This window comes from Corallococcus sp. Z5C101001, from assembly GCF_007352635.1.
Classification (GTDB): domain Bacteria; phylum Myxococcota; class Myxococcia; order Myxococcales; family Myxococcaceae; genus Corallococcus; species Corallococcus silvisoli.
Map to the genome: position 1 here is coordinate 772,340 of NZ_VKLU01000001.1, position 12,554 is coordinate 784,893.

Annotated in this window: 11 protein-coding genes; 4 read left to right on the forward strand and 7 right to left on the reverse strand. The window is 69.6% G+C overall.

Annotated features, from left to right (window positions below; genetic code table 11):
• The 4 genes from FOF48_RS03240 to FOF48_RS03255 all read right to left on the reverse strand — a co-directional run bounded on the left by FOF48_RS03240 (position 1) and on the right by FOF48_RS03255 (position 5,761).
• Positions 1 to 1,968: a serine/threonine-protein kinase gene (locus FOF48_RS03240; RefSeq protein WP_143898608.1), complete on the reverse strand. Its 1,968-nt coding sequence runs from the start codon at positions 1,966 to 1,968 to the stop codon at positions 1 to 3.
• 126 nt (positions 1,969 to 2,094) lie between these two features.
• Positions 2,095 to 2,994, reverse strand: coding sequence for a glycoside hydrolase family protein (locus FOF48_RS03245; RefSeq protein ID WP_255441840.1), 900 nt, complete (start codon positions 2,992 to 2,994; stop codon positions 2,095 to 2,097).
• Positions 2,995 to 3,054: 60 nt separating this feature from the next.
• Positions 3,055 to 4,125 carry an MBL fold metallo-hydrolase gene (locus FOF48_RS03250; protein WP_255441841.1) on the reverse strand — a complete coding sequence of 357 codons (1,071 nt, stop codon included), beginning with the start codon at positions 4,123 to 4,125 and terminating at the stop codon, positions 3,055 to 3,057.
• Between the two features lie 115 nt (positions 4,126 to 4,240).
• Entirely contained in the window at positions 4,241 to 5,761 is a 1,521-nt protein-coding gene (locus FOF48_RS03255) for an ELWxxDGT repeat protein (RefSeq protein ID WP_255441842.1), read from the reverse strand.
• 175 nt (positions 5,762 to 5,936) lie between these two features.
• Here FOF48_RS03255 and FOF48_RS03260 point away from each other — a divergent pair, with 175 nt between their 5' ends.
• Complete coding sequence (locus tag FOF48_RS03260) at positions 5,937 to 7,307, forward strand: TAXI family TRAP transporter solute-binding subunit (protein ID WP_143898614.1); 1,371 nt, start codon at positions 5,937 to 5,939, stop codon at positions 7,305 to 7,307.
• Between the two features lies 1 nt (position 7,308).
• Here FOF48_RS03260 and FOF48_RS03265 read toward each other — a convergent pair whose 3' ends face one another.
• Complete coding sequence (locus tag FOF48_RS03265; protein ID WP_143898616.1) at positions 7,309 to 7,650, reverse strand: TerB family tellurite resistance protein; 342 nt, start codon at positions 7,648 to 7,650, stop codon at positions 7,309 to 7,311.
• Positions 7,651 to 7,890: 240 nt separating this feature from the next.
• On the opposite strand from FOF48_RS03265, the gene FOF48_RS03270 reads away from it, so the two are divergent.
• Entirely contained in the window at positions 7,891 to 8,922 is a 1,032-nt protein-coding gene (locus FOF48_RS03270) for a helix-turn-helix transcriptional regulator (protein WP_186001745.1), read from the forward strand.
• Here FOF48_RS03270 and FOF48_RS03275 read toward each other — a convergent pair.
• Together FOF48_RS03275 and FOF48_RS03280 are read right to left on the reverse strand one after the other, a co-directional pair.
• The gene (locus FOF48_RS03275; RefSeq protein ID WP_255441843.1) at positions 8,917 to 9,798 is read right to left on the reverse strand and encodes an alpha/beta hydrolase; all 882 of its coding nucleotides are present in this window, start codon (positions 9,796 to 9,798) and stop codon (positions 8,917 to 8,919) included. The genes FOF48_RS03270 and FOF48_RS03275 overlap by 6 nt on opposite strands.
• A gap of 2 nt (positions 9,799 to 9,800) precedes the next feature.
• Positions 9,801 to 10,760: a TIGR01777 family oxidoreductase gene (locus tag FOF48_RS03280; RefSeq protein ID WP_143898622.1), complete on the reverse strand. Its 960-nt coding sequence runs from the start codon at positions 10,758 to 10,760 to the stop codon at positions 9,801 to 9,803.
• A gap of 276 nt (positions 10,761 to 11,036) precedes the next feature.
• Between FOF48_RS03280 and FOF48_RS03285 the strand changes: the two genes are divergently transcribed.
• The gene (locus FOF48_RS03285; protein WP_143898624.1) at positions 11,037 to 11,891 is read left to right on the forward strand and encodes an endonuclease I family protein; all 855 of its coding nucleotides are present in this window, start codon (positions 11,037 to 11,039) and stop codon (positions 11,889 to 11,891) included.
• A 10-nt stretch (positions 11,892 to 11,901) separates the two neighbouring features.
• The gene (locus tag FOF48_RS03290; RefSeq protein ID WP_143898626.1) at positions 11,902 to 12,552 is read left to right on the forward strand and encodes a hypothetical protein; all 651 of its coding nucleotides are present in this window, start codon (positions 11,902 to 11,904) and stop codon (positions 12,550 to 12,552) included.
• Positions 12,553 to 12,554: the final 2 nt, after the last annotated feature.

The window sequence follows — 12,554 nt, forward strand, 5'->3', positions numbered from 1 at the left end:
CTACCGGGATGTCTTCTTGGTGCTGCCGAGGATGTTGATGACGCGCGCACGTTTGGGATGGTCGATGGGGGCGATTCCCAAGAACTTCTCGTAGTGCTGTTCGCTCTGCTGGGCGTTGCCTAGCTTTGAGTGGATGTAGCCCAGGGAAAACTCGCAGTCCGCGAACGTGGGGTCGGCTTGGATGCAAAGCTCGGCTTTCGCGAGCGCGGCAACGTACTTCTGCTTCGTGGTCAGGTCGTCGGCTTGTTGGCGCAGGTTCGCGGACGCCTGGAGGGGGCTTCCGGTGGGAGCTTGGGGAGGGCTCGTATCCGCCGCTCTGCCTTCGACTTCGAGTTTGCTCAGGGCTTTGATGACGAGGTCCCTTTTCGGGTAGCCGTTCGGTGTGAGTTCCACGAACTTCATGTAGTGCGCGTGTGATTCCTTGAAGTCCTTGAGGACGGCATTGACGACGCCCAGCATCAGATGGCACTCGGGTGTCTGTGGATAGCGCCTCAAGCAGTCATTCGCGAGCTCCTGTGCCCTGGGTACCTCATGCTCGCGAAGTGCCAGACGGACCGCTTCTTGAACCTCCTGGAGATACGTGGGGGGCGCTTGAGGGGAGGCCTTCGCGACGACTGTCTTTTCGTCGAAAAGCGGCGGTCTGGCAGGAGCTGGCTCGGCGACCTTCGTCTCGGTGGGCGGCTCGACCTTGACGGTGGGGAGGATGGGACGGGGCGGGGGAGCCGCGGACTCGATCCGCGATGGGTGCGGCTCCATCAGGATCAGGAACCACAGGCACGCCCCCACGGTCAGCAGTCCTCCCGCGCTCAGTCCGTAGATCAGCCGGCGCGAAGCACCGGACGAGGCTTCGAGGGCGTGGGGCTCCGTCGTCTCGGTGGGGACGGGCGGACTGACAGCCTTCAGTCGCCGGGTCTGCCGCTCGCTCACGGGCGGCAGTGGGGGCGCGGGCTCGGGCAGGGGCGTGGGCTCGCGCCAGGACTTCATCTCCTCCAGGAAGGAGCCCGGGACGGACAGCTCCCGGCCTTCCTGCACCAGGTCTCCGCGGAACAGCACCCGCAGCAGGTGCGCGATGCTCATGGAGGAGAAGCGCGGGAAGTTCGAATACAGGAACCCGGCCAGCGCATCCCCGAACGCATGGCTGGATTCAAAGCGCAGCTCCCGGTCCGGAGTCAGCGCCCGCATCACGATGTCATTCAACTCCTGCGGCAGGTCCGGTCGGAGCACGCTGGGCGCGGGAATCTCTCCGCGACCCAGGCGCATCATCACGACATGGGGAGCCCCCTCCACCGGGAGCTTTCCGCACAGCAACTCGTAAAGCACGACGCCGGTGGCCCAGACATCCGTGCGCGCATCCACGTCTTCGCCGCGCGCCTGCTCCGGGGAGAAGAAGAGGTACTTGCCCTTCACCACGCCCGGCGCCGTCTTGAAGCCTCGCAAGAGCTGCGCCTTGGCGATGCCGAAGTCGACGATCTTGATCTGACCTTCGTAGCCCAGCAGCACGTTGTCCGGAGAGATGTCCCGGTGGACGATGCCCAGGGGTGTTCCACTGCCGTTCGTGCGGGTGTGCGCGTAGTGCAGCCCCCGGCACATCTCCAGCGCGATGAAGACGGCGACGGGGATGGGCAGCGCGCTCATGCCACTCTTCACGGCGCGCTTGAGGACGCGGTGGAGGGGCTGTCCGTCCACGAACTCCATGGCGAGGAAGTACTCGCCATCCACGCGGCCAAAGTCGAAGACCTGGGCGACGTTGCCATGGGACAGCGTGGCGGAGATGCGCGCCTCGCTGATGAACATGGAGATGAAGGCCTCGTCGTTGGCGTACTCGGGGAGGACCTTCTTGATGAGGACGGGCTTCGTCACGCCCGCATCCCCTACCAGCTGGGCACGCCACGTCTCCGCCATGCCGCCCCGGCCCAGCCAGGACACCAGCTCATACCGCCCGAAGACGTCTCCCGCTTGGAGTGCCATGGGCTGGCATCTTAAGCCAATATTTCAAGGAGCCCACGAAACGCCGAATAGTCTCCTTCGCGTCTGTTTAAACCCGGAGGATTGCCCTTGTGCCCACGGGGCCGTGTGGGGCGGAGACTCACCCCGTCAAGGGGACGGCTTGGAGCCATTCGCGGCCAGCGTGACGTACAGGTGTCCCAGCTCCGTCAGCACCCCGGAGGCGCCCAGCAGGTTGATGGAGGGGATCTCGTTGTTGCGTCCGGAGAACCACGCATAGCGCTCGATGGCGGGCTCCGACTCCAGATACTCAATGGCAGTCACCATGTACTGCTTCTGCACTTCGACGGTGATTTCATTGTGGGGGCGGTCGCCGCAGGCGAACTCCGTCAGCCACAGGGGCTTGTTGTACTTCTTGAACTGGCCCACGTACCACTTGAGGGCGCCCACGTCGCACGCGTACCAGTGGATGGCGATGGCATCCACCTGGCAGTTCGCGCAGGCCTTGAAGAAGGCATCCAGGTACACGACCGGGTCGGTGAAGGTGACGCCATCCTCCGAGACGCAGTCGCCGCAGTAGTTCACCGCCGGGGACACCAGCTTCAGTCCCTTGCGGCGGGCCACCTCCTCCAGGACGGGCCAGAGCGCCGCGGCCTGCCGGGGCGTCTTGTTCGCTTGGAACTTGAAGTTGGGCTCGTTGAAGCCCAGCAGGTGCGTGGCGCCGGCTGGAATCTCCGACTCGAGCTGGGCCACCGTGGGCGTGCCGCCCCAGGCCATGGGCACGAAGGAGACGTTCTGGGAGGAATAGACGCTCGCCGCGCCGTCCTCGGGCCGGGGCGACCAGTTGTACCACCAGCTCATCCCGGGGGAGAGCGCCTTCAGGTCCGCCGCCGAGTGATAGCCATACGCGATGCCCCGCTTCGAGCTCTTCGCGACGCTGGCGGGTGGCGTCTGCGTCTGGGGTTGCGCTTCCGACGCGGGGTCGCATCCCATGAACGAAGACAGCAGGACGGCCAATGGCAGCGCGAGGACCAGCCGGGAGCGGTTCATGGCGCGGACTCTACGCCCCCGCGACGGGTGGGCGTCGAGTCCTCTCCCTGTCGCCAGCCTTCAAGGGGCTGGCTGCGCCACCAGCCGCGGCTCGCCCACATCGCGCCACCACGGCGTCACGCCCTCCACGCGCGCGGGCTCCAGGCTCCGGCCCAGGCCGGGCGTGAACAGGCGCACCTGCTGCTCCGTGGCCAGCTTCACCAGCGTCTCCGCGGGCTCGTCCCACGCATGCAGCGCCAGGTTGAAGGTGCCCCAGTGCACCGGCATCAAGACGCCGCTGCCCAGCATCGCGTGCGCCTTGAGCGCGTTCTCCGGGCCCAGGTGGATGCCGCCCCAGCTCGGGTGGAACGCGCCCACCTCCATCATCACGAGGTCGAAGGGGCCGTGACGGCGGCCAATCTCCTCGAACTCGGAGGTGAGGCCGGTGTCTCCGCTGAAGAACAGCCGGTGCTTGTCGGTGGTGAGGACCCAGGACGCCCACAGCGTCGTGTTGCGGTCGCCCAGGCCGCGGCCGGAGAAGTGCTGAGAGGGCGTCGCGGTGAAGCCCACCAGGCCCACGCGGTGCTCCTCCCACCAGTCCAGCTCGGTGATGAGCTCCGGCGCCACGCCGAACGCCTCCAGGTGGCGCCCCACGCCCAGCGCGGTGATGAAGGGCACCCGCCGCTTCGCCAGCGCGTGGATGGTGCTCCGGCACAGGTGGTCGTAGTGGTCGTGGGACACCAGCACCGCGTCCAGGTCCGGCAGCGCTTCGACGGGCACGGGCGTGGCGTGGAAGCGCCGGGGACCCGCGAAGGACAGGGGCGAGGCCCGCTCGCCGAAGACGGGGTCGGTGAGCACACGCGCCCCGTCCACCTCCAGCAGCATCGTGCTGTGGCCCAGCCAGGTGACGCGCAGGCCCGTGTCTGGCGCGCGGGCCCAGGTGCCGCGCGGGTCGTCCACGGGCAGGGGGCCGGGCGGGGTGCGCTGCGTGCCGCCGAAGAAGTACTCGCCCAACAGGGGCAGCGGGTTGCCCTGGAGGCCGGCCGCCACCGGGGCGGTGTTGCGGAAGCCGTGGCCTTCGAACTGGCGGGAGGCCCGGCTGCGCTCCTGTCGGAGTCCCGCGCGGCGTGCACTGTCACTGGGAGTCGGCATGCGCGTGTGTCTAACACCCATGTGTCCTCCCGGCACGGTCACTCGCCTGGAGCCCCGGCGGGTGGGGCACCGTCCCATCGTCCGGCGTGGGACGGCGCGAAGAGGCAGCAGGTGCCTAGTGTGCGTCCTTGGCCCTCACGCACCCGGTCCGCATCGTGGCGGACCAGAGCTGGCCGGCCAGGGTGTCGTCGTAGGCGCTGAAGTAGACGCGGGTGCCCAGCAGGAAGTACTCGCGCGGGTAGGAGGACGGATCGAAGCCCTGCGTGCTGATGTTCTTGAGGCGGTAGGTCCCGGAGGGCGTGCCGTTGCTCACCCAGGGCTCGATGCCAAACTTGCCCCCCTCGTCCGAGCTGAAATAGACGAGGTTGTCCGCCACGGCGAGCAGCGGCGAGCCGTACTCGTCCGACAGGCTCAGCGGCCTGCGCAGCAGCGTGGTGCCCCCGGCGGTGCCATCCGTCACCCAGAGCTGCGTGTCGCGGGGCGCCGGACCTTCGCTGCCGATGTTGACGGCGAAGTAGAGCTTCGTGCCCCCCGGGGCGATGCTCACGGCGTCGATGCTGGGGAGCGCCACGCCCTTCGTGGCGTAGTCATTGGGCAGCGTGACGACGGGCGTGGGATTGCCGCCCGTGAGCGGCACCCGATAGATGACCATGTACTGGGTGCTGTAGGAGGTCGACGTGAAGTACGCGAACCCGCCCAACTCACCCAGCACGCGCACCGCGCGCGTGGGACCGAAGGACGCCAGCCGCACCGTCCCACCCTCGGTGCCGTCCGACTTCCACAGCTCCGTCAGGGTGCTGTTCTCGTCCAGCGTGAAGAGGGCGAGCGTGCCCGAGCTGCGCACCTCGGAAGGGTAGGTGTAAGGGCCCGCGTCCAGCCGCTTCAGCTGGAAGGTGCCCCCGGCGGTGCCGTCCGTCCTCCACAGGAGGGTAGCGCCGCCGCTCTCCCGCACGAAGAGCAGCCGCGCGTTGCCCACCTTCGTGTCCGCGAAGCTCACGTATACGTTGGAGCCGAAGTCGCGCAGCAGCTGCGTGCCCGCGCTGGTGCCGTCCGACTTCCACAGCTCGAAGCGGGGAGAGGACGTCGCGGGGTCGGGCCGCTCCCTCACGAACACCAGGGTGTTGCCCACCGCGGACAGGTCCGCCAGCGTCGAGTCCTGCGGGCCCGGCGTCAGGTCCTTGACGAGCCGGGTGCCCGCCGTCGTTCCGTCACTCACCCACAGCTCGCTGCCGGTCGCCGTGTCCGTCGCCTGGAAGAAGAGCTGGGTGGAGGTGGGGGTGAGGTGCGCCAAGAAGGGCGTGAAGTTGCCCGCCGTCGCCGGGAAGGCCCTCACCTGCGTGGTGCCCGCGTCCGTGCCGGTGCTCCGCCACAGGGCGCCGCGGCCGTCCTCGTAGTTCACCGCGAAGTGCAGCGTCCCCTGGAAGTTCACGAAGCTGCTCGGCCCCAGCGCATAGCGCGGGAGGCCAATCTGCGAGGGCGGGAGGATGGTCTTCACCCGCTGGGTGTTCGCGGCGGTGGGGGCGCAGTACGCCTGCGCCTCCACTCCTGGCTCGGAGGTGGGCTCCTGTACGAGGCCGTCCTCCGCCCCGTCCGGAATCGGGCCCCCGCAGCCCACCCCCACCACCAGCAAAGACATCACCCACCCGCCGCGCCACCCCATGCGACACCCCTTCAAGAAAGGCCTGGGAGGGAGGGTGTGTCGTGAAGTCGGAGGCGCCAAGTGCCCCCGGGTCGGGACGTGCTCGCCTGCCTGGGCCGACGCGGCGTGTGGCGCGGCCTCGCACGGCGCGGTCGCTATACTGCGCATCCCCATGAAGACGGACACGCTGAAAACGCAGCTCAAGCGCACGCTGCGGCGCGACCTGTGGTTCGCCATCGCCCCCGCGGTGCTCGTCATCGCGGCCGCGTTCGCGGTGACGTTCTACTTCGTCAAACCGGCGCCGCCCAAGACGCTGGTGATGGCGCTGGCGCCGGACGAGGGCGGCTTCAACTACATGGCGAAGCGCTACCAGAAGTTCCTCGCGCAGCACGGGGTGACGCTGGAGCTGCGCACCACGCAGGGGTCGGTGGGCAGCGTGGCCCAGCTGAACGCGGAGGACAGCGGGGTGGACATCGCCTTCGCGCAGAGCGGCACCACCGGCGGCAAGGGGCAGGAGGCCCCGGAGCACGTGGTGTCGCTGGGCAGCCTCTCCTACGTGCCGCTGTGGGTCTTCTACCGGGGCGAGCCCCTGGACGACGTGCGCGGCCTCGCGGGCAAGCGCGTCGCGGTGGGCCCGGAGGAGAGCGGCACGCGCGCGCTGGCGATGACGCTCCTGAAGGCGAACCGCGCGGACGCGGCGCCCACGGAGCTGCTGCCGTTGGACCGGGACGCCGCCATCGACGCGCTGACGCAGGGGAAGATCGACGCGGTGTTCCTGGTGGCCCCGGCGGAGTCGCCGCGCATCCAGAAGCTGGCCGCGGTGAAGGACGTGCGCCTGCTCAGCTTCACGCGCGCGGAGGCGTACACGCGCCGCTACCCGTACCTGTCGCGCCACGTGCTGCCCCGGGGCGTGTTCGACTTCGCGCAGGACGTGCCCGGACAGGACGTGGTGCTGCTCGCGCCCAACGCGCTGCTGCTGGCGCGGGACTCCCTGCACCCCGCGCTCGCGTACCTGCTCATGCGCGCCGCCAGCGAAATCCATGGCACGGCGGGCCTCCTGGACAAGACGGGGGAGTTCCCCGCGCCGCTCGCGGCGGGCTTCCCCTTGAGCAGCGAGGCGAAGCGCTACTACGCGTCCGGCGTGCCGCTGCTCCAGCGCTACCTGCCGTTCTGGGCGGCGAACCTGGTGGACCGGCTGTGGGTGATGCTGGTGCCCATCATCGCGGTGGTGGTGCCGCTGGGGCGCGCGGTGCCCGCGGCGTTCCTCTGGCGGGTGCGCTCGCGCATCCATCGTTGGTACGCGCGGCTGAAGGAGATTGAAATCCAGCTGGAGGAGGACCCGGACCAGGAGATGCTCCAGGCCATGCTCAAGCGGCTGGAGGAGGCCGAGCGCGAGGTGAACCGCATCGCGGTGCCGCTCGCCTACGCGGAGAACCTGTACTTCTTCCGCGAGCACGTGGACGTCGTGCGCCGCCGGCTCACCCGCAGGCTGGCGGGCGCGCCCGAGCACAAGGACGCGCCGCCGCTGCAGGTGACGGGCTGACTCAGGGCACGAGGCCGAGCATCTGGCGCAGCTGCCGGACCATCTCGATCTCGGCTTCGTGCACGTGGCCGTCCTTGGTGATGAGGGCGTGGACGGCTTCGAGCACGGCCTTCGGGTCCTCGCGCAGCACGCCCAGGTTCGGGGGCGGGAGGGGCAGGCCGTCCTGGAGGCAGCGGGTGAGGGCGCTGAGCTCCGTCAGGGGGACGCTGAAGCCACGCGCGGTGTCGATGATTTGATCGATCTCCTCGCGGGTGACGCGGTCGTCGCTGGTGGCCACCTGGAGCAGCAGCTTGATGACCTCGATGTGGAAGTGGTGGGTGTCAGGGGACGACGGGGTGGCCATGTGGGTTGGATCCTCCAGGGCGGTCCAGGCTGACCTGCCTGGGGGGGACACGTCCAGGGGGAGATAAGGGCGCCGCCCGCCCGGGGAAAGGGGTGAGGGCCCCGGGGTCGCCGCTGACATACCTCCTTGGGGGGATGGGCATGGGGGCCATGCGTGTCATGCTCACGAGGTAGGGATTGCGACTCGGGGGAGGTACCCAACATGGCCAGGGCACGGAGATTCACAGCGCAAGACGATGCCTTGCGCTTCGCGATGTACCAGGACCTCATCGGCGTCCGGACCTACGAAGACATCCATGTCGCCATCGAGAGCCGGATTGCCCAGCTGTGCCGGGCGGATCACCTCGCGGTGGGGTTCGCCAACCTGGATGGCTCCGTGGGGCTGGAATGGAAGACAACCACCGCCATGCCCTTGCTCAAGGACTACAGCGAGTGGGCCCCCAGGGACTTCGTCTTCCAGTCCACGGTGACGCAGCCCAACATCGTGCTCAATGACACGCAGATGCTCCGGGGGCTGCCGTTGGAGCGCACGGAGACCTATCAACGCAGCCGGGACGCGAGGCTCCGGCTCGAGCATGTGATGGCGGCCCTGCTCTTCGAGGACCAGCAGGGGCTCAAGGGCGGCCTCGCCGTCTACAGCGAGTCCCGGCCCTTCTCCGAGCTGGAGCAGTCGAAGCTCCAGGCGCTCATCCCGGTCATCAAGGCCGCCGTGACCTCGGTGCAGCACCAGTACGCCGTCCGCTTCGAACGGGACCTCATGAAGGCTCTGTCACTTGAACTGGGCGCCGCGATGGTGCTGACGGCCATGGGGCGGGAGCTGGTCCGGACGGAGGCGGCCACGCGGCGGGTGTCGAAGTGGTTCGCCCCCAGCGAGCTGGGCGCGGGGGGCGTGCCGGAAGAGTGGGCGACCCGCGTGAAGAGGCTGTCGAGCATGGACGGCCCGCCGGAGCCGGAGTGGACCCACTCCGTGAAGAATGGCAACGGCGAACAGCTGTTCGTGACGTTCACCCCGTCCACGGTGCTCTATGGCGGGCGCCTGACCTGGCAGCTGCGCATCGAGGAGCGCGTCGTGTCTGTCTTGCAGGGGTGGCGCGAGAGCCTGACGCCCAAGGAGCGCGAAGTGGCGGAGTGTCTGCTCAAGGGCCTGGCCAACAAGGACATCGCCGGCTCGGTCGAGTGCAGCGAGCAGACGGTGAAGAAGCACGTGGCCAGCATCTTCCGGAAGGTGGGCGTCGGCTCGCGGGCGGAGTTCATCGCCCTGGCCCTCTCATAGCGCCGGGTCGAAGAACTCGCGCAGGTGCCGGGCGTAGCCCTCGGGGTCCTTCTGGGCGTACTCCCCGTGGGCCGCCTCCGGCACCACCCACTGCCGCCGGGGCTCGCAGGCGGCGCGGTAGAGGCTGCCGTCCTTCTTCAGGGGGCCGTCGGGGTCGCTGCCCCCGTTGATGAGCAGGAGCGGCCGCCCCTCCAGCCGGCACATGCCGTCCACGGGCCGCACCGCCCCCACGTCGATGCCCGCCCGGCGCAGCCCCCACAGCACCGCCCAGGTGCTCAGGCCGTAGTGCGAGCCCATGTCCCCCGCGAGGTCCGGGAACGCGCCCGCCACCGCCACCGCCTTCACGCGCGGGTCCTCCTGGGCCACCAGCAGGGCCGTGGTGCCCCCCAGGGAGAAGCCGAACAGGCCCACCCGGCCAGGGGTCACGTCCGGCCGGGCCCGCACGAAGGCCAGCGCCGCGCGCACGTCCTCGCGCTCGCTGTCTCCCCAGCCAATCGCGTCGCCTTCGCTCTCTCCCTGGCCGTGCAGGTCGAAGAGCAGCACCCCGTGCCCCGAGCCCGCCAGCACGCGCGCTTCGAAGAGCAGCCGCGTGCGGTTGTCCGCGAAGCCGTGCACCAGCACCACCGCCGTCCCGTCGCGCGACGGCCGGTACCACCCGCGAAGCTGGCGCCCCGCCGCCGGGAAAGACACCTCCTCCAGGTCCGTCAGCGCGTCCGGGCCGGAGGGCCGTGTCACCGGGAGGCATGCCGGGTGCACCAGTCCCCGCGCGATGCGCAGGCCCCGCACCGCCGTGAACCCTCCCACGCCCACCGCGCCGACGACGAGCGCCAGCGCCAGCAGGCGGACCCAATGGACGCGGTACTTCCTCGAGGACACGGTCAGCTCCGGACGGCCCCGCCGCCCCGCCAGCGCTCGACGAGGTTTCGCACGGCGGCTCCCCATTCGGGGTACTCGAAGGCGAAGCCCGCGTCCAGCAGGCGCCCGGGCACCACGCGGCGGCTCTTCAAGAGCAGCTCCGTGTCCGTGCGCATGAAGAACGCGCCCACCTCCAGCATCCACTTCGTGGCGGGCAGGCCCACGCTCACGTTCGCCGCCTCGCGCAGCCTCGACATCAGCTCCCGCTGGGGCAGGGGATTCGGGGCCGCCAGGTTCACCGGCCCGTCCAGGTCGTCCCGCTCCAGCAGCAGCTGCACCGCGCGCACGAAGTCCTGGTCGTGGATCCACGACACGTACTGCCTGCCGCTGCCCGCCGTGCCGCCCAGCCCCCGGCGCGTCAGCCCCAGCAGCACGTCGAAGATGCCCTCCCGGTCCGGGCTCATCACCATCGCCGAGCGCAGCGCCACCCTGCGCGTCTGGGGCGTGGCCGCCTCCATCAACGTGCGCTCCCAGGCCCGCGCGATGTCGATGCTGCGCTTCCAGTACGCCGGCACGCCCGGCTCGTCCCCGCCAATGAGCCCCGTGGCCTCGTCGTTGGGCGCGTCCAGCCGGTGCGCGTACAGCGTCGCGGTGCTCATCTGCAGCCAGACGCGCGGCGGGCGCGCGGCCCGCTGGATGGCCTCGCCCACCACCCGCGTGGAGTCCACCCGCGAGTCCATCATCTGGCGCAGGTTCTCCTCCGTGTAGCGGCAGTTCACGTTGCGCCCCGCCAGGTTGATGACCGCGTCGGCGCCGTCCACCTCCTTCGCCCAGTCTCCCAGCGTCTTCCCATCCCAGGGCACCGTGCGCGCCTCACCCCGGCCTCCCCGGCTGAGCAGGACCACGTCATCCCCCCGCGCGACGAGCGCCCTCGCCAGCAGCGCGCCCACCTGCCCCGTGCCACCCGGAATCACGACCTTCACGGACGAACCCCCTCGTTCAGCGTGTCGCCGGAAGCCATAGCGCGCCCCGCGCCCGCGCCGCCCGGCGCCAGAATCCAGGCCCCCCGCTCGTCCTGGTCCCGCCGATGAGCCCTGCTTTTCCGGCCTCCAAGGGCCCGGTGATGGGCGTTTCCCGGGATGTCACGGGTTGGATGGAGGAAACCAACCGCCGCGGAGGGAAAATGCGACGCGTCACGCAACTGGGGACCCGTCCCGTCGAAAATGGGTCATCCCCCACCTCGAATCATGAGGGCCGTCATGATCATCTCGTCCCGCCCGCTCTCCGCGCCCCGTACCTCGACGGCGTCCTCGTCGGCCTCCAACTCCGCGACTCGCACCCCGACGGGAGCCTCGTCGGTCTCCAGCTTCGAGGCGCGCGCCCCGGCGAAGACGAAGACGCCCCCGACGAAGACGCCTCCGACGAAGACGCCCCCCGCGCCTCAGGGGCCGGTGGAGACGCCGACGCCGGAGCCCACGCCGTCGACCGGCTCGGATCCGCGCTACGACGGGCTGAAGGACCAGGCGCTGATCAACGCGCTGCACGACGCGGTCTCCAAGCACAAGGACCTGGGCTACAACCAGGCGCGGAAGATCATCTTCACCACCCTGGACAACCACGACGGCATCGTGAAGTGCGTCTACACGGGCAAGGAAACGAAGACGAACAAGATTCCCAGCAGCAACGTGATGAACACCGAGCACACCTGGCCCCAGTCCAAGGGCGCCACGGGCGCGGCGAAGGCGGACCTGCACCACCTGTTCCCCACCGACAGCAAGGCGAACTCCGTCCGGGGCAACTACCCGTTCGGCACGGTGAAGAACGTGAAGTGGGAGGAGAACGGCGCCAAGTTCGGCACCGACGAGAAGGGCCGCACCGTCTTCGAGCCGCCGGATTCGCACAAGGGCAACGTGGCGCGGGCGCTGTTCTACTTCTCCACCGTCTACAACAAGCACATCCCGGCGGACGACGAGGCCGTGCTCAAGCAGTGGAACAAGCTGGACAAGGTCGACGCCGCGGAAGTGCAGCGCAACGACGCCATCGAGACCTACCAGCAGAACCGCAACCCCTTCGTGGACGATCCGACGCTGGCCGACCGCATCGCGGACTTCTAGAGTCCGCGGCATGTCCCCACCGTTCGTGCCCTTGTGGGCGCTCGTTCCTGGCCTCACCGGCGTGCCCCTCTTGAAGGTGGGGGGGACGCCTGACGCGCCGGGGCCCCTGGAGTGGCCGGCCTGCGCGATGTGCGGCGGGCCGCAGCGCTTCCTCTTCCAGCTCCCGCACGTGGAGGGGCGGCTGGACCTGGCGCCGTACGCGTCGGTCCACGTCTTCCAGTGCGAGAACCCCGACACCGTCTGCTTCCGCTGGGACCCCGAGGAGGGCGCCAACGCCGCGGTGCCGGTGACGGCCGGGGCGCCTTCCGTGAGCGCGCCCCCGGCGCCGGTGAAGCCGTACGCGGAGTGGACGCTCGGCTTCGAGCCCGCCACCGAGGACACCGAGGCCCTGTCGGTGGACGTCAACGAGGCCACCGACGAACAGCTGGCCGAACTGGACCGCGCGCAGGCGGAGGCCCCGGAGAGCAAGGTGGGCGGCGTGCCCGGCTGGCTCAACGGCGAGGCGACCCCCGAGTGCTGTGACGCCCCCATGCGCTTCGTCGCGCAGCTCTCCGCGATGCCGTATGGCCTGGACTTCGGGGACAACGGCCGGGGCTATCTCTTCCGGTGCACCCGGGAGGACTGCGCGCGCCCCTTCCGCTTCCTGACCCAGGGGGCCTGAGC